Here is a 23,291-nt window from a genome sequence, read left to right on the forward strand (position 1 = left end):
GAAGCGCGCCGCTTTTGAGCGACGGCCACGTTCGGTCGGTAATGACCGAACCCGTGTCGGTCGCGGTGCCGCGGAAGGGCCGGCCGCTGGAGGCCGCCCTCGAGCGGTTCGCCGCGGTCGGCGGCGACGACGCCGCGGCGCTCGCCGACGACGTCTCCTCGACGCTGCGCTACGAGAAAGCCGTCACGAAGGGGTCGCAGTCGGCGGACAGCGGCGTGTACGACCGGCTCGCGGCGTACAGCGACCCCGACGGTGGCGGAGCCGAGTACACGCTCATCCGCGACGACCGCGAGTCGCATCCGCGGCGCGTCGTCTTCGACTCCGCCGTCGTCGACGTCGACGGCACCCCGGTTCGGCTCGTCGGCCGCGAGGAGCCGTTCCGCGCGCTCCGCACCCACGAGTTCGCACTCGGCGTCGACTCGGCGGACCTGGTGCTCGAAGAGGTCGTGTCGCTGCGCCCGGACGGCGTCTCGGACCTGTCGGCGGTGAACGCCCGCATCGATCCGCGCGACACCGACGTCCGCGTCGTCACCGGGCTCGGGGACACCGTCTACCACACGCTGATGGCGCGGCCCGAACTGCTTCCGTCCGGCGCCGAACTCGACCGGTCGTTCGTCGCCGAGTACGACGGCGACCTCTGCATCTCCCCGCGGTACGAACGGCTCGTCGAAGCGGTCATCGGGACGGACGCGCTGGACGGCGTCGACTTCGTCTACCCGGACGACGGCGTCGAAGAGGAAGCGGCCATCGCCGACGTCGGCCTCGGCGTCTACCTCACCGTCACCGGCGGCACGGCCCGCGAGCACGGACTCGTGCTCGGCGACGACCTGTTCCCGAGCGAGACCGTCGTCCTCGAAAATCAGGCGGAGGCGACCGCGGAAACCGACGCGCTCCGCGAGGCGCTCGCCGTCGGCGTCGACACCGCGATCAGCGCCGACTGACTGCGGGCTTCGCCCCACGACGGCTGGCGGCTTCCGTTCTGACTGTATTCCTCCGCATCCAGCTCTGTGCACGCCGAACTCTGAAAGAACGGGATTCGGCGCCCCTCCCCGATTTGTGTATAGCGACATGAGGTGTAATTGGTCGTGGCAGACCAGATATGTGACCTCTCTATTCCGACTGAATTCGTCAGAAATCGGCACTGATTCACGGAGGCCGTCGAAACCGGGGGGCATGCTCGAATCCACGTTCGGCACCGACCAGGCAGTCGTCGGCATGGTCCACCTCCCCGCGCTCCCTGGAGCGCCGAAGTTCGACGGGTCGTTCGACGAACTGCTCGAACGAGCGCGTCGGGACGCGCGGGCGCTCGACGCCGGCGGCGTCGACGGCGTCATGGTGGAGAACTTCGGCGACGCCCCGTTCTACCCGGACGACGTCCCGAAGCACGTCGTCGCGTCGATGACGCGCGCCGCGACCGCCGTCGTCGACGAGGTGGACGTGCCGGTCGGCGTGAACGTCCTCCGGAACGACGGTGAAGCCGCGATTTCGGCCGCCGCCGCCGCGGGAGCGGACTACGTCCGCGTCAACGTCCACACCGGCGCTCGCGTCACCGACCAGGGCGTCATCGAGGGGCGGGCACACGAGACCGTTCGGCTCCGCGACCGTCTCGACGCCGACGTCGCAATCATGGCCGACCACGACGTGAAACACTCCGCGGCGCTCGCCGACGACGAGTTCACCGCGGAGTCCATGGCCGACGGCGTCGAACGCGGCCTCGCGGACGCCGTCATCGTCAGCGGCCCGGGGACCGGCGCCGCCGTCGACGAATCCGACCTCCGACGCGCCGCCGAGCGCCGGGAGGCGTACGGCCTCGACGTGCCGCTGTTCGTCGGCAGCGGCGTGACCGCCGAGTCGGTCGGCGAACTGCTCCGGTACGCCGACGGCGTCATCGTCGGCACGGCACTGAAGGAGGGCGGCGACGTCGACGCAGCGGTGTCGACCGCTCGCGTCCGCGAACTCGTCGACGCGGCGACCGAGTAACCGACGACAGAGTCACCGGGTCTGACGAGGGACGCTGGCCGGAAAGAAACCGCAGGAGGGGAGCGGGAATCGGAGCGGTCAGCGGACCGCGAGGAACGACTCGAGTTCGTCGGCGGTCGGCTGGCCGCCGCGGGCGCCCGCCTCGGTGCAGTTGCACGCCGCAGCGGCCGCGGCGACTCGACCTGCCTCCGTGGCCGTGCGGTCACCGAGGAGCCACGCGTGAATCAGGCCGGCGGCGTACGCGTCGCCGGCCCCCGTTTCGTCGACCGCGTCGACGTCGAACGCCGGCACGTCGACTAGGCCGTCACCGTCGACGAGGGTCGCGCCGTCGTCGCCGGCGGTCGAGGCGACGCGGTCCGCCCCGCGTTCGGCGAGGAGCGCGGCGGCGTCGCGGCCGGTACAGCCGAAGTGGCCGGCGGCGGCGACGTCGCCGACAACGACAAGCGCCGCGGCGTCCAGCCAGTCGTCGACGGTGCCCGGGCGGGCGCCGCGCCCGTCGAGTTCGGCGGGCGGCCCCGAGAGGTCGAACACGACCGGCGGGAACGAGCCGTCCGCCGGCGCACCCGCGGGCCGCTCGCCTCGCGCACACGAGAGAAGCGTCTGGTGGACCGGGTCGGGCGCGTACGCGGTGACGAACACGACGTCGGCGGCCGCGAGATACGACACGTCGTCCTCGTCGAGGCGGAGCCGTTTCACCGAGTCGCCCGCGGTGACGATGCTCCGTTTTCCGTCGCCGTCGCGGAGAACTATGCAGTGCGTGCTGGTTCCGGGTTTCCGCCTGACGCGGGCCGTGTCCAGCGGGCCGTCGTCGAGGTCGGCGAGCACTCGGTCGGCGACGTCGTCGCGGCCGAGTCGCGTCAGGATGCCGGCGTCGCGGCCGAGTTGGGCGCAGCCGGTGGCGACGTTGGCGGCGACGCCGCCGAAGGTGTCCTCGACGCCGTCCGCGTACGCGCCGCCGTCCGGCTCCGGGAGGTTCGAGACGAGGTACTGCCGGTCGAGCGCGGCGGCGCCGACGGCGACGACGTCGAGGTCCGTCATCGCGGCCTACCGTTCGTCCACGAGCGGGAAGTGGGCGAGTCGGACCGCCGCCATCCCGGTGAGTCCGCGCGCGGTCACGGAGTCAGTGGCGCGTTCGCGGAAGCCGTCGACCATCCCCTCGAAGTCCGCGACGGGGACGAACCGGACGTCGGTGCCGTCGGGGCCGACGTCGACGAGCAGGTAGCCCTGCGGGAACGAGCAGGTGGTCGGCGCCATCAGTTCGCGGACGCTCCCCTCCCGGACCGCCGACGGCAGGTGGAGGTGCCCAGTGAACACGAGCGGCGCGTCGTGGGCGTTCAGCAGGTCGACGAACTCCTCGGGGTTCTCCATCTCGGGCGGAATCTCCATGTCGGGCTCTGCGAGGTCGCGGTGCTCGTGGACTTGCTCTGACATGGACGGGAGGTTGTGGTGGGCGAGCACCACCGGCGTCTCCGTCTCGGGCAGCGTCTCGTCGAGCCACGCGAGCTGGTCGTCGGTGACGCGGCCGGCGTGGGAGTCGTACAGGAACTCCTCGCTGCCGGCCGTGTTCAGGCCGAGCAGGTCGACGCCGCCGACTTCGACGTGGAACGGGAAGGACTGGCCGTCGGGTGCGTACCGGTCGGCGAACTCGCTGACCGGGAGGTTGTCGTGGTCGTAGCCGCGCTTCGGGACGTCGTGGTTCCCGGGGATGGAGTAAAACGGCGCGTCGAGGTCGGCGACGAGTTCGTCGAACCGGTCGAAGTTCCAGCGCTCGCCGTCCTTCGTGATGTCGCCGACGCAGACCGTCGCGTCGACGTCGCGGCGGGCGATGTCGGCGACGGCGTTCGCGACGTGCCGTTCGGTGTCGTGAAACAGCTTCGAGGTTCCCTCTTGCCGCGTGGAGAGGTGCGGGTCGGCGATGACTGCGAGCCGCGTGGACCGGTCGGTTCGCGGGCGGTTCAGGCGAGCCATGAGGGACCCGCTCGGGACGGCGTCGCGGTCGAGGGGGGAGGCCATGTGCGTGACTGCGCGTCGACCGTCAAAACCTCCACGGTCGCAGCACGTCGGCGGATAGCGATTATTTCGGAAATTCGTGATAGAAAGCCACAAACGTGCATAGATTGAGGCCTATATAGCGGTGGATACTCCCACAGGCGTGCGGATGGAAAGCTATTTGTCGCCTGCGCAGTCCTTTCCACCCGATGTCCGACGGCACTACTCGTCGACGCTTCCTCACCGTGGCTGGCTCGGGCGCAGCGGCGGCGCTCGCGGGCTGCTCCGGCAACCAACCGAATCAGGAATCGACCCCGACAAGCGCCTCCGACGACGGCTCGACCGACTCGACGCCGACCCCCCAGCAGATCGGTGAGCCCGTGAAGGCCGGCGGCCCCAAAGGGACGCTCCGGATGGCGTCGCCCGGCCCGTTCCAGACGCTCGACCCCATCGTCGCGAAGGGCTCCGGCGCCGGCTGGCCGCAGTACTCGGAGATGCTGATGAAGTTCAAGAACGGCGACCTCCCGCCGGTCGCCAACCTCGCCAAAGACTACACGGTCTCCGAGGACGGCAAGACGTACACCTTCACGCTGAAAGAGGGCGTCACCTTCCACGACGGCTCCGAACTGACCGCCCACGACTTCGTCTACTCGTGGCGGCGACTCGCCGGCTCCGACAAGAGCCGGAACAAAGACGACATCATCGGCGGGACGTTCACCATCGCCCACGAGGGCAACACGAGCGAGAGCCTGGAGAACTACAAGTCCGGGTCGCTCGCCGTCGAGGCGAAGAGCGACTACGAGTTCGCGTTCACGCTCGAATCCCCGTTCCACGCCGCCATCTCGCAGATCTCCGGCGGCGCGTTCGCGGTGCTCCCCGAGAACGCCGTCGGCGACATCGAGGGGTACGACGGGAAGTGGGACTATGACGAGTTCTTCTCGACGTCCGGCGACGGCCCGAAGTTCGTCGCGACCGGCCCGTTCCAGGTTGACACGTGGACGAAAGGCGACGAACTGCTGCTCACCGCCTACGACGACTACCACGGCGAGACCGCGAACATCGAGAACATCTCGTACACCGTCATCAGCTCCGAGAGCACCCGGTTCAAGCGGTTCAAGAACGGGAACCTCGACATCCTCGAAAACGGGATGCCGACGTCGAAGTTCCAGCCCGACCGGCTCGTCATCGACAGCACGAAAGGCGACTACGAAACCGGCCGGTACGAACTGGAGAACGGCGACGTCGTCCACTACGGCCAGGCGACGACGCTCGACACGCGGTATCTGGTGTTCAACTGCGACAACGTCGAGCGCCCGGCACGGCAGGCCATCGCGTACATCATCAACCAGCAGTCCATCGCCGACGACCTGTACAAGGGGCTGGCACAGCCCGCGTACCACCTGACGCCGCCGCCGGTGTACATGCACAAGGAGGGCGAGGAGCCGACGGCGAACTACGACAAGCACGCCAAGAGCGGCTTCCGCTCGGAAACCGAGTTCGGCGCCGACGGCTACCCGTACGGCATCGGCACGTCCGACATCGCCTCCGCGAAGCAGGTGATGGAGGACGCCGGCTACTCGCAGGACAACATGTACGAGATGGAGTTCACGGTGGAGAGCGGCAACAACGCCGTGGACCAGCTCTCCAAGCGCGTCCGCGACAAGGCCCGCGCCGCCCACATCAACATCACCATTCAGAAGGCCGACTTCGGCACCATCATCTCGAAGGCCATCAAGGGGACGATGGACTTCTTCACGCTGAGCGACGGCATGGAGTGGCCGGAGTCCGACAACTTCCTCCGGTTCCTGCACGCCGGCAACCCCTCCAGCGCCTTCACGCGCTGGGGCGGCGACTCGGGGCACCACAACGACGAATACGTCAACACCGCCCGGAACGCCTGGACGCAGTACTACCAGCCGAACACCGGCCCCGGGACGGCCGCCCAGCAGAAGCGGAACAAGGCGTACACCATCATCGAGGAGATGAACTGGGCCTCCGTTCAGGAACTCCCGACGGTCCACACGGTGTCCCAGCGGCTCTGGTACGACGACGTCGACGTCCGGATGTACGGCGCCATGGAGAACCAGACGTTCAACCGGCTGGAGCTGCAGCGATAACTCCGGGTCGCGTCGGCGACGAGTCCCGATTCGGTAACGTTTTTCGAGCCGGTTCGTAACAACCGGTACCCTCGGCGATCTACACAAGCCATTACAATGAGTCGATGGAGATACCTGGCGAAACGCCTGCTCATGTCGATCCCCGTGCTGTGGCTCGGTACCAGTATCACCTGGTACGTCATCTTCATGGGGCCGATCGACCCGGCGGCGAACGTCCTCAGTAGCGCGAACCCGCAGAACAAACAGCTCTACCAGACCGCACGAGAAGAGCTCGGACTGAACCGGCCGCCGCTTGCGCACTACGTCGACTGGATGACGGACCTGTTCATGCTCGACCTCGGCCAGACGTGGCTGCTGTACCCCGGGTCGAACGTGAACGCGCTCGTCATGGACTTCCTGCCGCGGACGCTGTGGCTCGGCTTCTGGTCGGTCGTCGTCGCCGTGTTCATCGGCGTTCCGCTCGGCTTTTACGCCGGGCTGAACTCGAACTCGCTCGCCGACTACATCGCCTCGCTGTCCGGTATCGTCTGGCGCGCGATGCCGAACTTCTGGCTCGCCGTCATGCTGCTGTCGGTGCTCATCAGCTCCGAAGCCATCACGAAGTCGCTCATCGGCGTCTCCATCTCGTGGGACGCCTTCCTCATTCCGATCGACGCGATCACCGGGAACCCGCAGCTCAGTTACATGCACGGGAACCCGCTCGCGTTCTTCACGAAGCCGATGGAGACGCTCACCGCCATCAAGAAGATACTGCCGGCGGCGCTCGTCCTCGGTTCGGCGTCGATGGGCAACGAGATGCGTATCGGCCGGACCGCGGTGCTGGAGACGCGAAGCGAGAAGTACATCGACCTCGCGAAGGCGAAAGGCGTCTCGAACCGCGCGCTCGTCTGGAAGCACATCTTCCGGAACGCACTCGTCCCGCTCGTCCCCATCATCACGAGCGAGGCGTTCCTGCTCATCGGCGGGTCGGTCCTCGTCGAGTCCGTCTTCGGGATTCAGGGCATGGGGTGGCTGTTCTTCCGCGCCGCCATCCAGGGGGACCTCCCGCTCGTCGGCACACTCATGTTCGTCTTCATCGTCATGATGCTCGTCATCAACATCGCACAGGACCTGCTGTACACGCTCATCGACCCGCGCGTCGGCTACGAGGAGGCCTGACATGGCGGTGACCGAACCAACCTCGACGACGCTCCGCGACCGCGTCGCGGCCACGCCGCGGCCCGCGGTCGTCTGGGTCGCCGTCGCCGCGTTCCTGCTGCTGCTCGAAGCCGGCGCGTTCGTCCACTTCGTCGGGACGCTCGCCGTCGACCTCGTGAAGGCGCTCCCGTTCGCGTACGACCCGGGCGTCGTGAAGGCGTTCTCGAAGGCGACGACCGAGATTCCGACGCTGCTCTCCCGGCAGGTCATCCCGAACGGCGGCTACTGGAACGGGTCGCGCTACGTGAACACGTTCCTCGGGCTGGCGCCCGCGCAGGCGTGGATGGTCCGCGTCGCCGTCGTCTACCTGTACTCGTTCGCGCTGCTCGCGTGGGCCTGGGTCGGCTACACCTGGTACCGTACGCACTACCGCGTCGCCGACTGGACGCCGCGCGACGACATCGTGAACCGGCTCCGCGGCCACAAGTGGGGGCTGTTCGGGCTGGTCGTCGTGTTCATGTTCATCGTGATGGCGGTGTTCGCGCCAGCGCTCGGCCCGACCACCGTCGAACAGAACCTCCAGAACCCGGCCGGCCACCAGATAAACTACTGGAGCACCGAGTCGAACAGCGTCGAAACCATCAACGTCTACTCCGCGAACATCAATTCGCGGTCCGTCGGCACCGACAACAACGTCGGCGTCTGGAGCTACGACGACTACGGCCGGTTCCACCCGTTCGGGACGCTCCCCTCCGGGAAGGACCTGTTCACGTTCATCGCCGCAGGGGCGCGCATCTCGCTCATCATCGGGCTGTTCTCGGTCGGGCTCAGCGCCGTCATCGCGACGACGTTCGCGTTGCTGTCGGCGTACTACAAGGGCGCCGTCGACCTCGCGTTCGTCCTCGTCTCCGACTCCATCATGGCGCTGCCGAGACTGCTGTTACTCATCATGCTCACGGTGGTCTTCGGCGGAACGTGGGTCGGTAACCTGTACAGCGGCGCGTTCTTGCTGGCGCTCATCTTCGCCGGGACGGGCTGGCCGTACATGTGGCGGTCGTTACGCGGCCCCGCGCTGCAGGTCAGCGAACGCGAGTGGATCGACGCGGCGAAGAGCTTCGGGCAGTCGCCCGCCAAAATCATGAAAAAACACATGTTCCCGTACATCACCGGCTACCTGCTCATCTACGGCTCGATGACGCTCGGCGGCGCCATCATCGCCATCGCCGGGCTGTCGTTCCTCGGGCTCGGCGTGAACCCGCCGACGCCCGAGTGGGGCCGCGCAGTCAACGCCGGACAGAACTACGTCGGCGGCCCGTCGTGGCACATCTCGCTCATCCCCGGGCTGCTCATCACGCTCGTCGTCACCGGGTTCAACGCGCTCGGCGACGGCGTCCGTGACGCGATCGACCCCGAGTCGGACAGCGCCGAGGGCGGCGCCGCCGGCCGCGGAGGTGGTGCGTGATGGCCGGCTCGGAGGAGGCGCTGCTGACCGTCGAGGACCTCAACACCGTGTTCCACACCGACAAGGAGACGATTCGCGCCGTCGACGGCATCTCCTTCACCGTCCGCGAGGGCGAAACCGTCGGCATCGTCGGCGAATCCGGCTCCGGGAAGTCCGTGACGGCGCGCTCCATCCTGGGGCTCATCGAGTCGCCGGGCGTCATCGAGTCCGGGTCGATTCGGTTCCGCGGCGACGAACTCACCGACGACAACTGGGACCGCCACCGCGGCGACGTCGCCATCGTGTTCCAAGACCCCATCAACTCGATGAACCCGGTGTACACCGTCGGGAACCAGATTCGGGAGGCGCTCCGAATCCACCAGGGACTCCGCGGACAGGCCGCCCGCGAGGAGGCGGTTCGGCTGCTCGAGGAGGTCGGGATTCCTGACGCGCCGCGGCGCGTCGACGAGTACCCGCACCAGTTCAGCGGCGGGATGCGGCAGCGGGCCGTCATCGCGATGGCGCTGGCGTGCGACCCCGACCTGCTGGTGTGCGACGAGCCGACGACGGCGCTCGACGTAACGATTCAGGCACAGATTCTCGAACTGCTCGAAGAACTCCAGGCCGAGGAGGACCTCTCCATCCTGTTCATCACACACGACATGGGCGTCATCGAGGAAGCCACAGACCGCGTGAACGTCATGTACGCCGGCGAAATCGTGGAGACGGCGCCGGCCGACGAACTGTTCGCGAACCCGCAGCACCCGTACACGCGGGGGCTGCTCGCGTCCATCCCGGGCCGAACCGGGCGCGGCGACCGCCTCCCGACCATCGAGGGCGAGGTGCCGACGCCGACAGAGCAGGCGACGCACTGCCGGTTCGCGCCGCGGTGCCCGGAGGCGTTCGGCGCCTGCGAATCGGTACACCCCGAACACGTCGCGGTCGGCGACGAGCACACCGCGGCGTGTCTGCTCCACGACGACCGGTACGACGCGGAGTACAGCGCCGACGGCCCGACCGGCCAGCGGGACGGCGACGCCGCCGTCAGCGGAGGTGAGGGCCTGTGAGCCGCTCCGACGACACGCCGACCGGCGCAGACGCCGAGGCGGACGGCCACGCGACGCGGCAGTCGGCCGGCGGCGCCGGCGGCGACGACACGCTGGTGAAGGTGCGCGGCCTGAAGAAGTACTACGGCGGCGACGAGTTCCTCAGTGGGAAGCCCGTGAAGGCCGTCGACGGCGTCGACCTCGACATTCAGCGCGGCGAGACGCTCGGGCTGGTCGGCGAATCCGGCTGCGGGAAGACGACGCTCGGCCGCACGATACTCGGGCTCGAAGACGCCACCGACGGCGACGTCCACTCGGACGGCCAGAACGTCGCGGAGCTGTCGGGCGCCGAACTCCGCGAGTGGCAGCGGGACGCCCAGATGGTGTTCCAAGACCCCGACTCCAGCCTGAACGACCGGATGACCGTCGGAGAAATCATCCGCGAGCCGCTCGACGCGCACGGCTGGCCGCACCTCGCCGTCCGCGTTGAGGGCGCCACGGACGCGACCGTCAACGGGAGCGGCGTCGGCCGGGCCGGCCCGGACGAACAGGCGGACGTCACCGTCCACGTCGACACGGCGGGCGAAGCCACCGGGTCGCCGTCGGTGAAACCGGACGCGCCGCTGACCGCGGACGACCTCCGCGTCGACGTCAGCGAGGCCGGCGGCACCGTCTCCGTGTCGATTCAGGTGCAGAAGTCGAAGCAGGCGATGCGTCGCGACCGCGTCTTCCACCTCATCGAACAGGTCGGGCTGCGCGAAGAGCACTACTACCGCTACCCGCACCAGTTCAGCGGCGGGCAGCGCCAGCGCATCGGCATCGCCCGCGCGCTCGCGCTCAACCCAGAGTTCATGGTGCTCGACGAACCGGTGTCCGCGCTCGACGTCTCCGTGCAGGCGCGCATCATCAACCTCCTCGAAGACCTCCAGGAGGAGCTCGGGCTGACGTACCTGTTCATCGCGCACGACCTCTCGGTCGTCCGGCACATCGCCGACCGCGTCGCCGTGATGTACCTCGGCAACGTCGTCGAACTCGCGGAGACCGAGGCGCTGTACGACGACCCGCAGCACCCGTACACCATCTCGTTGCTGTCGGCGATTCCCGGCAGCATCGCCGGAACGGACCGCGACCGGGTGACGCTGCGCGGGACGCCGCCGAGCCCGCGCGACCCGCCGCAGGGCTGCCCGTTCGTGACGCGCTGCCCCGCCAAGGTTCGGCCGCCGGAGTTCGAGTCGCTGCCCGAGGAGACGTGGGACGCGCTCGACGAACTCCACACGGTGCTGCGCGAGCGCGCGCAGGCCGACTCGGGCGTCACAGAGCGCGTGAAGCGCGCAATCGGGCTGTCCGTCAACGTCGAGGACATCGACGAGACGTACGAGGACCTGTTCGGCGACGTCACTCTCGACAGCGAAGCGCGGACGGCCGTCGAGGACGCCGTCGACTTCGCCCGGGAAGGGGAGGACGCCGAGGCCGCAGCGGTCCTCCGAGAAGCGTTCGGGTCGGTCTGCAACCGCGAACACCCCGAGGCGCACGTCCTCGAGGGCGGCCGGACGAGTCGCTGCGTCCGCCACGACGCCGAGTACGACGACCCCGACGACGTCATCGACCGACGGCTCGGCCGTCGCACCGACTGAGCCGACGCCGAATCCGACCGACGCCGACGCAGACTCGATTCGACCCGTCGTCGCGGCGCCGACTCGGAATCGGCGCCTCAGTTTATGCCGGCGCGGTTCCACGTGCGAATCGAGATGTACGACACGATTCTCGTTCCGACCGACGGCAGCGACCACGCCGTCCGGGCCGCGGAGCACGCACGGTACCTCGCGCGGACGTTCGACGCGACCATCCACGTCGTCACCGTCGTCGACGTCGAGGCGGCGGGCGGCGCGTTCGACGCCGGCGGCGTCGACGAGGCGTTCGTCGACCGACTCGAATCCGAAGGGGAGCGAACGGTCGGCGAAATCGAGTCGCTGCTCGACGACGCCGAGGCGGTGGAGACGGCAGTGCTCCGGGGCGAGCCGAGCGAAGCCATCCTCGAATACGCCGCCGAGCACGACGCGGAGCTGCTGGCGATGGGGACGCACGGCCGGACCGGGGTCAGACGCTACGTCGCCGGCAGCGTCACCGAGCGCGTCATCCGGCTCGCGGACGCCCCGGTGCTCACGGTCCGCGCGACCGAGCGGAGCAGCGCCTCGGACTACGACGACCTGCTCATCCCGACCGACGGCAGCGAGCCGGCGGCGGCCGCCGTCGACCACGGCCTCGAAATCGCCGGGCGAACCGGCGCTCGCGTCCACGCCGTGAACGTCGTCGACGTCGGCGGACTCGGCGCCACGCCGGACTACACGGTGCCGGCGGAACTGCTCTCGGAGCTTCGCTCGCAGGGCGAGGCGGCGACCGAGGCGGTCGCCGACCGAGCACGCGACGCCGGCCTCGAAGCGACCACGGCGGTCAAGGAGGGCCACCCCGCGCGGGACATCGTCCAGTACGCCGACGACAACGACGTGGACCTCGTCGCGATGGGGACCGCCGGCCGGACCGGACTGAACAGGTACCTCCTCGGCAGCACCACCGAACGGGTCGTCCGGCACGCCGAACAGCCGGTGCTCGCGGTGAACGCCCGTGACCGCACCGAGAACTGACGCAGACACGGACGGGAACTGAGCGACCCGCTACTGGCCGGTGGTTCTGTCGTTCCTGCGGCGTGAAAACGTTGAGGCGGCTTTTTCTCCGCTCGGCCCCTGCCACCGGTATGACTCTGTTCGTTCCGTTCGACGGGTCGGAACTCGCGGAGGCCGCGCTGGTCCGTGCCGCCGAGTTCGGCGCCGTCTTCGAAGAGGACGTCCTGGCGGTGAGCGTTATCCCGGACGGCAACGTCGACTACGCGCGGTCGCGAGGCTGGCTCGGCCCGGACGAGTCGTTCGACAGGGACGCCGTCGTGGCGACGCTGCACAGCCAGGTGACAGACCTGTGTCCCAGCGCCGACTTCAGACACAAGTTCGTCGACCGGTACGCGCCCGCCGGGACGATAGCCAGCCGGGTGCGTAGCCTCGCTCAGTCCGAGGACGCGTCGATGGTGTTCGTCGGCAGCGAGAACGCCGGACACGTCGTCTCCACGGTGAGCAGCGTCGGCCGCGGCGTCGCTGCGGACGACTCGTACGACGTCGTCATCGTCCGGCACCGTAGACCCGCGAAGGTCGCGCGGCTCCGGAACGCCTCTCCGCACAGAAGCCCGAAATCCGACTTCTACCTCCCGGAGTAACCGAACGCAGCTGGCACCGGGTCTTCCCGGGGTAGTATCGGTTCCCTGAGGCCCAACATCCGCGCCCGCGATGATATCGCGATATGGTGTTTATTGGTCTCGCATCAATCACAAATACGTACTCGGTTCCGAGTTCTACTTAGGAATCGTTCTCCGGATTCGTCGAATCTGCGGCGCTACAACCGGAAAACCGGCGCCAATCGCTAGTCCGTCGGTCGGGTTGTTGGGCGTATGCGTAGTTTCCGGTGAGGGAGCCGAAGATGGCACGATAAGTCTTATCACGCCGCCGCGCCCGGTGTGCGTATGGACGATATTGACGATATTTTCGTGGCCCAGCTCATGTCCAGCGACGTTCACACGGTCACGCCGGACACACTCGTGGAGGAAGCCGCACGGGTACTGTTGGACAACGACATTGGCTCCGTCGTCGTCGTGGACGAAGACGAGAAACTCGAAGGCATCCTGACGACGACGGACTTCGTCAAGATCGTCGCGGAGCGCAAACCCAAAGACGAGACCCCGGTGTCCGCGTACGCGAGCGTCGACGTCACCACCGCCGCCGCCGGCGACTCTATCCGAAACGTCGCCGACCGACTCGTCGAACTCGGCATCCACCACATGCCGGTCGTCGAAGACGACGGTACCGTCATCGGAATGATCACGACCACCGACCTCACGTCGTACATCTCGACGGTCCAGACGCCCAGCCCGGCGTGACCACCGCGACGAGGCAGCCGGTTTTGAAAGACAGGAAACCGCGTCATCGAAGCTGTCGAGAAAGGCGTGGTACAGTGGAAGCCAAGACGAAAGACAATATCGAGTGGAGAAGAACAGCGCATTGTTAGACACACTCTCCAGTCTTAGTGAGATAGGACTATTTTCGGTGGAATTGAAGTAGCCGGAGGTCGTCGCCGATGGTATGACGGATGCGGACACCGAACGGACGGAGGTCCGGGTGCGGCTTCCGGCGTACCAGAAGGCCGAGTGGGTCAGCGACGCCGACGACCTCGGGATGAGCCAGTCGGAGTTCGTCCGGACGATGGTGCAGGCCGGCCGGCACGACCTGAACCTCGACGCCGACGAGTCCGGCGGCGAGGCCGCGGAAACGGAGCACGGTTCTGAAGGGGAAGACCCTGGGGGTGGCGGCCTCGAAGACCGCGTCCTCGGGGTTCTCCGTCAGCGTGGTGCCATGTCGTGGGACGACCTGCTCGAGGCTGTCGCCGGCGACCTCGAAGACCGGCTCGACGAGGCCATGGCGGACCTGCAGGACGACGGGACGGTTCGGTACAGCGGTCGCGACGGCGGCTACGTGGTGACCGATGAGTAGCGCGGACGCCGTCGACCCCGACGACCCGGTCGGCTACTTCCTTCAGGACATGGAGTTCCACGGCAAGAGCGACCGGACGCGTCGGGAGTACGACCGGGTTCTGCGCCGATTCGACGACTTCCTCGGCGACGGGGACCGCAACCCTCGCGGCGAGCCCGTGGCCCCTGCTGCGGCGTCTCACCGCGACTGCATGGCGTTCGTCCACGAACTCCGTCGCGACTCCGAGCTCGGAGACTCGACGGTCGCGACGTACGCCGCCTACCTCCACCGGTTTTTCGCGTACATGACGCAGGTCGGCGCATTCGACGCGAACCCGATGGCGCTCGTGATGGAGGAACTCGACGAACGCATCGACACGGACCCGACGCGGCGCGAGATTTCGGTGCCGCAGATGCGGACGTTCGTCGACGGAATCCGGCATCCGCTGGAGCGGGCGCTCGTGGTGACGCTGCTGAAAACCGGGATGCGCGTCGGCGAGCTCTGCAACCTCGACCTCCGGGACCTCACGCTGTCCCGGGACGTCGACGGCTACGCGCTCGGCGGCCGTGCACAGCTCGACGGCCGGCCGGATTCGCTGTACGTCGCCGCGGAACCGACCGTCGGCGAACGGTACAACGGCGAGGAGCGGACGGCGTCGAACAAGCGGAAACGCGGGACTGTGGTCCCAGTTGACGCCGAACTGGAGCGGACGCTGTTGCGGTGGCTCGCCGTCCGCCCGGACGCGCTCTCCCGGGCCGAGCCACTGTTCGTCGGCACCGCGAGCGGGTGGGGCGAGCGGCTCACCCCGGAGCAGGTCCAGCGCGTCGTCCGCGAGCACGCGACCGAGATGGGGTGGTACGAGCAGGGCGCCGGCGCCGCCGAGAACGTCACGCCGCACTACTTCCGGCACTTCTTCACGACGCATCTCCGCGACCGCACCGGCGAGCGCGGCGTCGTCAAGTACCTCCGCGGCGACGTCGCCGACGACATCATCGACACCTACACCCACAACTGGGGGGACAACGTCCGAGAGACGTACGAAGCCAACATCTACTCGCTCGGCGTCTGAGCCGCGCCCTCGAACCGAGGCGTTTTCTCGGAATTTTCCGACAGTTCGTGTCGGTGGGATGACGACACATTTTGGCCGCGGTGTCCCTGGACAGACTGATGAATCGTATATCGCTATACGGAAGAATTTCGAATCAATAGTAGAGACTGGTTCTCTCAATGCATAGACCGCAGGCACGGTTTGCTCACTGACAACGGGTGCTATTTCGACCGCTTGAACTCGAACCGTGCCCCGCCATTGCTTCCGTCTGTCACCGAAACTGTCCAACCGTGCGCCTTCGCGATGTCGGCCACAATCGAGAGCCCGAACCCGGTTCCCCCCTCGCTGGACGTGACGCCGTGTTTGAACACGTCCTCTTGCTTCTCTTGGGGAATCCCGCTGCCGGTATCCTCAACGTAGAATCCATCGTCTCCGTCTAATCCACCCACGGTCACCGTGACATCGGCACCACCGTGCTCGATTGCATTTCGGAAGAGATTCTCGAAGAGTTGGGTCAGCCGCCCTGCATCCCCGGTGACTGTCGGAATTCCATCTGCAACTGAAAGCGTCGCCTCCTCAGTATCGACGTATCCCCACGCCTCCGTCGTAATACTCTCGAGGTCGATCTCTTCCGCATCCTCGATCTTCGTCTCCCCACGTGCCAGCGTCAGGAGGTCCTCGACGAGTCGTTCAATTCGGTCGTGTGCGGATTCTACTTTCTCGAAGTGCTCCGCGTTCCCGGTCTCCGCTGCGATATCGAGGAATCCCTTTGCGACGGATAGGGGGTTCCGAAGGTCGTGGGCAACGACGCTCGCGAACTGGTCGAGTCGCTCGTTCTGTCGATGTAATTCTTCCTCCCTGCTCGCTCGTGCGAGTGCTGCCTCGACAGTCGCACCGAGAATCCGGAACAGGTCGACGTCCATCTCAGAAAAGACCTGCGTGGAAACTGACCCCGTCGACATGAGCCCATACTCACCCAGTGGGACGAGAATCTCACTCCGTATCTCTGTGTTCGGATTGTGGGGTTGCCCCTCAGCCTGGACATCATCATATACCTGAGTTTCTCCGGACTCAAACGCGTCCCAAGCAAGGCCGTCTCCAGGAGTGAACCGGGGAGACTCGCTAAACAGGTCTCGTGCTGCGGCCGTTTCCGTGATCGGAACGAGCGCGTCCTCTCGCTCGTTGTATTCCCAGATCCCGGTGACATCGAGGTCCAGTATCTCAGCCGCGGCATCGACGGCAATCGCTCCGATCTCGTCGCTTGATTCAGCGCCGCTAAGCTGCTGTGCGGTATTCTGAAGCGATCGAAGGCGAGCTTCTAACTCTTTCTGTTCGGTGATGTCCTCTAAGACGGCAAGGATGCTCGTGACTTCCCCGTCGACATCTGTAATCGGCGCGACCGACAAGAGCAGGTCCAGTTCGTCTCCGTCTTTCGTCTCTCGCCGTATCTCCTTCGCCCGAATCCGCTCGCCACTCAAGGCGCGCTGCTTGTGTGAGGCGAACTCTTCCTGCTGCTCGTCCGGAACAATCGGATTGGACTCGCCAAGCACTTCGTCTCGCGACCAGCCGAACATATTCTCGGCCTCGTCATTCCAACGGATGACGTTGCCATCGGTGTCGATTTCCATGACGGTGAGTGGCGTGGCCCCGATGAGCGATTCCAGTCGCTCGTTCGTCGCCTCGAGTTCGCGCTCTCGTTCGACCTGCTCGGTGACGTTTCGAGCGATACCCACAATTCGAACAGTCTCGCCATCGACGACGACCGGTGCGAGGCTGGTGTCCCAGAACTGAGCACCGTCACCGATGTCGAGTTCTTCGCGATACGAGATTGGGGCACCCTGATCGACGCAACGAGTGTAATTGGCCTCGAGTTCAGCACCCTCCTGGTCGCCAAACACGTCTCGTGGGGTCTTGCCGCGGACCTCCTCAGTTGTAAGTCCGGTCTGTGACTCGTATCCGGGACTGAGTCTGGCGAACTCGAATGATGGGTCCTCACCAGCGGTATCGACGTCGAGCAAGAATATCGCGTCCCCGGACGTTTCGAGCAACGCCTCGTATTCCTCCGCGAGTTCTCGATGCTTCCGGCGTTCCGCTTCTCGCTCCGTGATGTCCTGAAAAACGCCTCGAAGTACTGAGTCACCCCGTGGTGTGTCCTCAACGTATTCCCCCCACGCCCGAACGTCACGCACCTCGCCGTCGGGTCGAACGATTCGGAGGTCGAGGTCGTAGGGCTCCCCATCTTCGATTGCCTGGTCGACCGCTTCGGTAATCGTCTCTCTGTCGTCGGGGTGATAGAACTCGATTGCGCCGTCGAGGGAGGGCTCGTAGTCTTCGTCGACGCCGTGGATCTGGCGGACCCCGTCAGACCAGGTGAGTTCGCCGCTCGATGGGACGAGTTCCCAGATACCGATGTTTGCGACGTCCTGAACGCGGTCGAAGAGGAACCCCTGACGTTCGAGTTCGGCACGGTCACGACGACGCGAGAGTTCGGTACTCACGAGTTGTGCGACCAGCTCGACGAACGTTCGTTCGAGCGCTCCGAACGGCGCGACTCGTGTCGTCGGACTCGAGAAATTGACGGTTCCGTACCGCGTGTCATCGACGACGAGTGGCACGCCGATGTACGACTCTAACTCGAACTCACGGTAGGCAGGATGCGTCTCTTTCCCGTCGCTAACGGCGTCGACGAACGAACAGACCGAATCCGTGCCGACGACTTCCGCACAGTACGTCGATTCGAGATCGAACTGATCGCCAGCTTCGATATCAGCCTCTGGTGCATGCACTGCTTCGACCGTGTAGTCGCTGTCCTCAATCCGCGAGATGATGCCGATTTCGAGCCCGAGCGTCTGGCAACCGACTTCAAGGAGATTCTGGAGGCGCGACTCGGCCGAGACATCGCTTTCTGCCATGACCGCCTGGAGGTCCTGGAGTGCGTCCCGCTCTCGTTCCAATTGGCGCCTTACCTCGCTTTGTTCGGTCACGTCTCGAGCGACAACGAGCACCTGCTTACTTTTGGGACTCTGAAACGGGGCTACTCGGACGTCGAATGTCCGCTCGCTGGTCCCGGCCACGACGTCGAGTTGGAGGTCTGCATCGTACAACCCGGTGGACCCACCATCGCTCTCGATCTCGTCGAGCGTCGATTCGACTGCCTGGGAGAATCGCGTTATATCGGAATTGCTAACGCGGTCACCGACGACCGTTTCGAGCTGTTGTCCTGTGAGCTGGGCCGACTGATCTCCAGCGAGCAACCACTTTGCAGCCGTATTCGCGAACTCGATATCACCTTGCTCGTCGAGGACGAACACGACGTCGTGGATGTTCTCCAAAATCGCGTCACTGCGCTCTAGCTTCAGTTCCCGTTCTCGCTCGGTAGTAATTTCACGCGAAAAGACGGTCAGCCCGTCGTCTTCTGGAAACGCTCGCACTTCGACCCAGTAGTCGAATGGCTCTTCCAGATGCTGTTCGAACGATACTGGTTCACCAGTCTCCATCGCCGTTCGATACTTGTCTTCGAGTTCCGTTCCGACGATCGACGGGAACTCTTCCCAGATGCTTCGTCCGACGACTGCGTCCGGGTCACGGTCGACTCGCTCGGCCATTTTCCCGTTCATATACTCGATGCGCCAGTCGCTGTCGACGGCGTAAATCGCGTCAGTTGCGCGCTCGAGCGTTCGTCGGAAGCGCCGTTTGGTCTGCTCGGCCTCCGTTTGTTTACGAGCAGCCTTCGTGAGCGTTCGAATGCGGGCCGCGAGTAGTGTGAAGTTATCACGCTCCGATCGGACTGGGATGTAGTCCGAGACGCCGGCACGAGTCGCTTTGCTCGCGATTTCTTCACTCCCTTGTCCAGTAAAGAGGAGTATCGGGATATCGTCGTTCTGCTGGCGAATCGACTCCGTAAGCCCGATACCGTCGGAATCTTCGAGCGAGTACGCCGTTACAATACAGTCGATTCGTTCCGTAGCAAGATGGTGCAGTGCTCCGTCGATACCGTCGGCAGGTATACAGTCGATCTCGGTACTCGTCTGTTGGAGTTTGGTTTGAACCAACTCCGCGAACGCGGGATCGGAGTTCACGTAGAGGACGCGGAGTGGATCGTCCAGTTCGTCAGTAGTACCGAGCACAGTTACAGAGATTTGACTGTCTAACTGGTTAAATATTTTTGCGAGACACTCTCGTGGGCTATCGAAGTCGCTGACGACTGAAAAGCGCAATAATCGAGGGAGTTGTGGTATGTCGGTCAATAGGCTTTGTTGAAATCCTATTAGCTCGACAACTTTCCTACTGAACCAGGTTGGTTGAGCTGCGCATTGGTCAAACCGGCAATTGTCCGTCTACAAGATATTTGGTACCGTGCGTTGAATCCACGACTATGAGAAAACGACTTCTACAGGCCATGGGCGCACTCGGTATCTTCGGCGGGAGTATCGCAATTTGGTACGCCTACCAGCGCCAAATGTGTGCGAATCCTGCTGGTGCGGGCGGCAGTTGCTCCCCAAACATCGTCTATCTTGTTCCCGGGATACTCGCTGCACTCATCGGCTTCGGTCTCTTGGTGGTTCTTTATAAGCGCCAGTTCAATAGGCTAGAAATTTCGGGGACTTGAGAGAAGCTTCCTTATATTGTACGTTTAGAGTGCTTTGTCGAGGTTGTGAGTGAGACAGCCGACAACAATTTCACGGAACTGCATCCACCAATGCCGTGAGCGGACGAAAGCGCCATATTTCCGTTTCAAGCGAGAGTTTACTGTTTCGTTTTGACTCCGTTGACCATAGAGGTCGGCATCCAGTAGAGCATTCCACGCTTTGTGGAGTGACGAGAACTCGCGGTGTTTGATAAGCGGACGAACACCAGTTTCACGGGCTAACGCGCGAATCTTCTGGTCGTCGTATCCCTTGTCGCCGAGGAGAATCGCTACTTCTCCGGTGTTTCGCTTGATGAGCGACGGCGCAATCTGCGAATCGTGTTTTCGCGTCGTCGTCACGTGTACGTCGAGAATCGCGTTCGACCTCGTGTCTACGAGAAGCGTGACTTTCAACTGCTGAATCGTCAACTTCGCTCGCTTCGTGTAGTGCTTCGAGGCGTGGCTTCGGTCGAACCCGGAGGCGTCGATCCCGACGACGCCGTTGGTCGGGAGGAGTGTGACCGAGAGATTGAGAAGGACACGCCAGACAGCCATATTGAGTCGGTTGAACGCTTTACACAGCGTTGATGGCGACGGGAGTTCCTCAAGGTCGATGGCTCTCCGAATCCGGGGCATCTCGATGAGTTCGTCGAGAAGCGTTCGGTACGTCGTATTCTTCCGAACCTTGAGACACAGCAGAACGATGTGTTGGTGGAGTGTGTACCGGCGTTTCGAGAACTTCGAGGAGTACCGAGCGACAGCTCGCCGAGCTAAGTGATACGCCTGCTCAACAAACCGGAGTAACCGCGACTTCGGGAGGGCCTGCATCCAGTCAAACTACCGGGCGAACCTGTAACTCTCTGAGGATTTCAACAGAGCCGGTCAATATAAGGAAACGGGACGAATACGCTGCTAGTATGCCTGCGGAAATTCTGGCTGCCGACGACTCGGCGACCGTGAACTCGGCGACGCCGAGCTCTTCGAAGAACGACAGCACGGCGTCGACGGTGTCGACGTGGGTGCACGCGAGCGGCCGGGGCTTCACGAGGTTCGGCTTGACGACGACGTCGGCGTCGGCGGGGAGCGCGGCCGCGACGTCGTCGCAGACCCGGTCGAGGGCGGCCGCGACGTTCGACGTCCGGTCGTCGCCGCAGACGAGCGAGACAGTGCTCTCCATGGGTCCGCTGTCGCGGAAGAACGGCAAAAGGGTATTCGCCGGGCGCAACACCGAGAGCAGACTCCACCGCTGCACGCCCGACCGCGCTGCGAGCCGCCACAAGGAATAATTGGTGACTGGCGAAACGTCGATGAAACGGGCGACGTCACGCTCCCGCGCAAGCGCGTCCGCGGGGAGACGGTCGAAGAGCGCCTCTCAGAGTCCCTGACGGAGGACGTTCTGCCCGCGCGGCACCTGCGGCACGAGGACGGCGAGGTCGTAGAGACGCCGGCGGAGATGTTCGAACGCGTCTGAGCCGTAGCCGGCCGCCGCGGCCGGACGGCGGGCTCAAACGAACGGGTAGAGGAGGCCGTCGACGTCCTGCGGCCAGTGGAACTCGCCGTCGACGTCGAACGGCGTCACGGTCTCGCGGTGCAGGAACTCGCTGAGCTGCTCGCCGGAGACGGTTCCGTCGGTGGGGACGCCCCAGAGTTCGGAGTCGACGAACCCCCGCGTGATGTAGATGCCGCCGGGCTCGACGGACTGCGACTCCACGGTCAGGTCGAACGTGGCGCCGTCGCCCTCCCGGAGTCAGATGGGGAGGAAGTGGGTGTCCTCGAACGAGAAGCCGGCGTTGCCGACGACCACCGGCGGCTCCGCCAGGTCGCCGTAGTGGCTCGCGAGCCGCATCGCCGGCTCGACGGCGCGCCCGCAGATGACGAGCGAAACGAACGTCTCGCGGACCGACTCGCCGTCGGCGGCGAGCGCGGCGACGCTGCCGGACGACACGAGGTCGGACGCGACGCTCGACGCGGTCGAGCCGTCGACGAAGACGACGCGGACCGCGTTGTCCTCGGACGCCGGGTCGAAGACGCCGTCCGCGAACGACTCCCCGGAGGGCCGGCGTCCGTCCCGCGCAGTTCGGCGTCGGTGAACCCCTCGACGTGAGCCGCGCGCGGCCGGAACCTTCCGTCTTCGGCCGCGCAGACGACGCAGGCGTCCGCCGACACCAGGTCGACCAGCGTCTCCACCGCGAACCGCGCCGCGCTGAACTCGTCGTCGCAGTCGACGAGCGTCGACAGCAGGTCGGGGATTTCGGCGTCCGCATCGGCGACCGACGACCGGGCACGGCCGGAAGCCGCGTCGCTCGCAACGACGCCCTCGATTCGGCGCACGAGCGGTTCCGGCGCGGACTCGACGACCGCGAGGTCGACGACGTCAGCCGCGCCGGCGTCGACGGCCTCGGTCGGCGTGAAGCCGCCGTCGGAGTGACACGCCACGAGCGGCGGACCCGCGTCGCCCCGGACGAGTTCGCGGACCGGTGCTGCGCCCGCCGCGTCGCTTCCGGAGGCGAGCAGACAGTCGAAGTCGGCGTCGTCGAGGGCGGACGCAGCGTCGGCGGCGGTCGTCGCCGTCACGGACCACCCAGGGCGCTCCTGCCGGAGCAGCCGTGACACTGTCGAACGCGGCGGCGAACCGCCGACAACCAGCACGTCCAGGCTGCTCATGGGTTACGTGAGCCACAGGGTTCACCCCGATAAGCATTTGCCCGGCGGAACTGCGCCCATCGAGCGCTGCCGGTCAGTCCACGCCGATTCCGGTGACGGCGAGTAGATTTTTCCGGCCGCCGCGAGCATCCGTTCGACATGGAGCACTTCACGCAGGAAGAGGTCGGCATGCCGGTCGTCGACTACAACGGCGAACCGCTCGGGAAGATTACCGGAATCGAAGACGGGACCGCGCGGCTCAAACCGGAGACGGACGTCGAATCCCGGATGGAAGCTGCGTCGGACCCGGACGTGGACGCGCTCGACGTCCGACCGGAACAGGTCGAGAACGTCACCGACGAGTTCGTCCGCGTCCGACTCGGAGACGAGGAGTAACGGAACCCTACGATATCGGCCAGCTGCGCTATTTTCTCGTGTCGTTCGGGCGAACCACGAAGTAGTCACTACCGGATGCGGTTATTTCGCGAAATCCGGTGGTGTGCGGGACCGGAACGCGGTGTGTAACGTGCAGGGGGTGTGGTTGGGCGGGCTGGGGAGTGTTGAGTGCGGGGGAGCGTCGAGGTGAGGGTCGGGTGTCGGGGAGTGGTGCGGGGTGCTGTGGCGGCGTGGTGAGGCGTGGAAGTGTGTGGGTGCGGGGGTGCCGTGTGGGTGGCGGCGGGGAGGGTGGAGGGCGG

21 protein-coding genes are annotated in these 23,291 nt (G+C 65.5%); 14 read left to right on the plus strand and 7 right to left on the minus strand.

Translation table 11 applies throughout. The annotated features are described in order from the left end of the window. Positions 1-41: 41 nt before the first annotated feature. The gene (locus ACQUS7_RS11520; RefSeq protein ID WP_435147135.1) at positions 42-941 is read left to right on the plus strand and encodes a hypothetical protein; all 900 of its coding nucleotides are present in this window, start codon (positions 42-44) and stop codon (positions 939-941) included. A gap of 232 nt (positions 942-1,173) precedes the next feature. Continuing rightward, positions 1,174-1,980 (plus strand): BtpA/SgcQ family protein, encoded by an 807-nt coding sequence (locus ACQUS7_RS11525; RefSeq protein WP_435147137.1) that lies wholly within the window; start codon positions 1,174-1,176, stop codon positions 1,978-1,980. Between the two features lie 78 nt (positions 1,981-2,058). On the opposite strand, the gene ACQUS7_RS11530 is transcribed toward ACQUS7_RS11525, so the two are convergent. Together ACQUS7_RS11530 and ACQUS7_RS11535 are read right to left on the minus strand one after the other, a co-directional pair. Then, complete coding sequence (locus tag ACQUS7_RS11530; protein WP_435147139.1) at positions 2,059-3,018, minus strand: carbohydrate kinase family protein; 960 nt, start codon at positions 3,016-3,018, stop codon at positions 2,059-2,061. A gap of 6 nt (positions 3,019-3,024) precedes the next feature. After that, a complete protein-coding gene (locus ACQUS7_RS11535; protein ID WP_435147142.1) occupies positions 3,025-3,993 on the minus strand; it encodes a metallophosphoesterase family protein in 969 nt (322 codons plus the stop codon). Between the two features lie 185 nt (positions 3,994-4,178). On the opposite strand from ACQUS7_RS11535, the gene ACQUS7_RS11540 reads away from it, so the two are divergent. The 10 genes from ACQUS7_RS11540 (at position 4,179) to ACQUS7_RS11585 (ending at position 15,347) form a co-directional block, all read left to right on the plus strand. Beyond that, on the plus strand, positions 4,179-6,086 hold the full coding sequence (locus ACQUS7_RS11540) for an ABC transporter substrate-binding protein (RefSeq protein ID WP_435130138.1): 1,908 nt from the start codon (positions 4,179-4,181) through the stop codon (positions 6,084-6,086). A gap of 96 nt (positions 6,087-6,182) precedes the next feature. Beyond that, positions 6,183-7,244, plus strand: coding sequence for an ABC transporter permease (locus ACQUS7_RS11545; RefSeq protein ID WP_435130135.1), 1,062 nt, complete (start codon positions 6,183-6,185; stop codon positions 7,242-7,244). A 1-nt stretch (position 7,245) separates the two neighbouring features. Further along, positions 7,246-8,685, plus strand: coding sequence for an ABC transporter permease (locus ACQUS7_RS11550; RefSeq protein ID WP_435147144.1), 1,440 nt, complete (start codon positions 7,246-7,248; stop codon positions 8,683-8,685). Further along, the gene (locus ACQUS7_RS11555; RefSeq protein ID WP_435130129.1) at positions 8,685-9,731 is read left to right on the plus strand and encodes an ABC transporter ATP-binding protein; all 1,047 of its coding nucleotides are present in this window, start codon (positions 8,685-8,687) and stop codon (positions 9,729-9,731) included. Before ACQUS7_RS11550 ends, ACQUS7_RS11555 begins: the two co-directional genes overlap by 1 nt. Beyond that, on the plus strand, positions 9,728-11,344 hold the full coding sequence (locus ACQUS7_RS11560) for an ABC transporter ATP-binding protein (protein WP_435147147.1): 1,617 nt from the start codon (positions 9,728-9,730) through the stop codon (positions 11,342-11,344). The genes ACQUS7_RS11555 and ACQUS7_RS11560 overlap by 4 nt, the downstream gene beginning before the upstream one ends. Positions 11,345-11,458: 114 nt before the next feature. Next, a complete protein-coding gene (locus tag ACQUS7_RS11565; RefSeq protein WP_435147149.1) occupies positions 11,459-12,352 on the plus strand; it encodes a universal stress protein in 894 nt (297 codons plus the stop codon). A 110-nt stretch (positions 12,353-12,462) separates the two neighbouring features. Next, positions 12,463-12,972 carry a universal stress protein gene (locus tag ACQUS7_RS11570; RefSeq protein WP_435147151.1) on the plus strand — a complete coding sequence of 170 codons (510 nt, stop codon included), beginning with the start codon at positions 12,463-12,465 and terminating at the stop codon, positions 12,970-12,972. Positions 12,973-13,284: 312 nt separating this feature from the next. Next, positions 13,285-13,689, plus strand: coding sequence for a CBS domain-containing protein (locus ACQUS7_RS11575; protein WP_435147169.1), 405 nt, complete (start codon positions 13,285-13,287; stop codon positions 13,687-13,689). Between the two features lie 202 nt (positions 13,690-13,891). Continuing rightward, on the plus strand, positions 13,892-14,299 hold the full coding sequence (locus tag ACQUS7_RS11580; RefSeq protein ID WP_435130117.1) for a DUF5805 domain-containing protein: 408 nt from the start codon (positions 13,892-13,894) through the stop codon (positions 14,297-14,299). Further along, positions 14,292-15,347: a tyrosine-type recombinase/integrase gene (locus tag ACQUS7_RS11585; RefSeq protein WP_435130114.1), complete on the plus strand. Its 1,056-nt coding sequence runs from the start codon at positions 14,292-14,294 to the stop codon at positions 15,345-15,347. Before ACQUS7_RS11580 ends, ACQUS7_RS11585 begins: the two co-directional genes overlap by 8 nt. 200 nt (positions 15,348-15,547) lie before the next feature. Here ACQUS7_RS11585 and ACQUS7_RS11590 read toward each other — a convergent pair whose 3' ends face one another. The 5 genes from ACQUS7_RS11590 to ACQUS7_RS11610 all read right to left on the minus strand — a co-directional run bounded on the left by ACQUS7_RS11590 (position 15,548) and on the right by ACQUS7_RS11610 (position 21,898). Further along, on the minus strand, positions 15,548-19,453 hold the full coding sequence (locus ACQUS7_RS11590) for a PAS domain-containing protein (RefSeq protein WP_435147154.1): 3,906 nt from the start codon (positions 19,451-19,453) through the stop codon (positions 15,548-15,550). 506 nt (positions 19,454-19,959) lie between these two features. After that, entirely contained in the window at positions 19,960-20,781 is an 822-nt protein-coding gene (locus ACQUS7_RS11595; RefSeq protein ID WP_435147156.1) for an IS5 family transposase, read from the minus strand. Positions 20,782-20,785: 4 nt separating this feature from the next. Beyond that, positions 20,786-21,205 carry a DUF362 domain-containing protein gene (locus ACQUS7_RS11600; RefSeq protein ID WP_435147158.1) on the minus strand — a complete coding sequence of 140 codons (420 nt, stop codon included), beginning with the start codon at positions 21,203-21,205 and terminating at the stop codon, positions 20,786-20,788. 252 nt (positions 21,206-21,457) lie between these two features. Then, entirely contained in the window at positions 21,458-21,664 is a 207-nt protein-coding gene (locus ACQUS7_RS11605; RefSeq protein ID WP_435130102.1) for a hypothetical protein, read from the minus strand. Positions 21,665-21,700: 36 nt separating this feature from the next. Beyond that, the gene (locus ACQUS7_RS11610; RefSeq protein ID WP_435147160.1) at positions 21,701-21,898 is read right to left on the minus strand and encodes a hypothetical protein; all 198 of its coding nucleotides are present in this window, start codon (positions 21,896-21,898) and stop codon (positions 21,701-21,703) included. A 155-nt stretch (positions 21,899-22,053) separates the two neighbouring features. Between ACQUS7_RS11610 and ACQUS7_RS11615 the strand changes: the two genes are divergently transcribed. Further along, on the plus strand, positions 22,054-22,563 hold the full coding sequence (locus tag ACQUS7_RS11615) for a hypothetical protein (RefSeq protein ID WP_435130096.1): 510 nt from the start codon (positions 22,054-22,056) through the stop codon (positions 22,561-22,563). A 192-nt stretch (positions 22,564-22,755) separates the two neighbouring features. Next, on the plus strand, positions 22,756-22,992 hold the full coding sequence (locus ACQUS7_RS11620) for a hypothetical protein (RefSeq protein ID WP_435130093.1): 237 nt from the start codon (positions 22,756-22,758) through the stop codon (positions 22,990-22,992). Positions 22,993-23,291: the final 299 nt, after the last annotated feature.

It is taken from the genome of Halobaculum sp. P14, assembly GCF_051195155.1.
GTDB lineage: Archaea > Halobacteriota > Halobacteria > Halobacteriales > Haloferacaceae > JBNTKA01.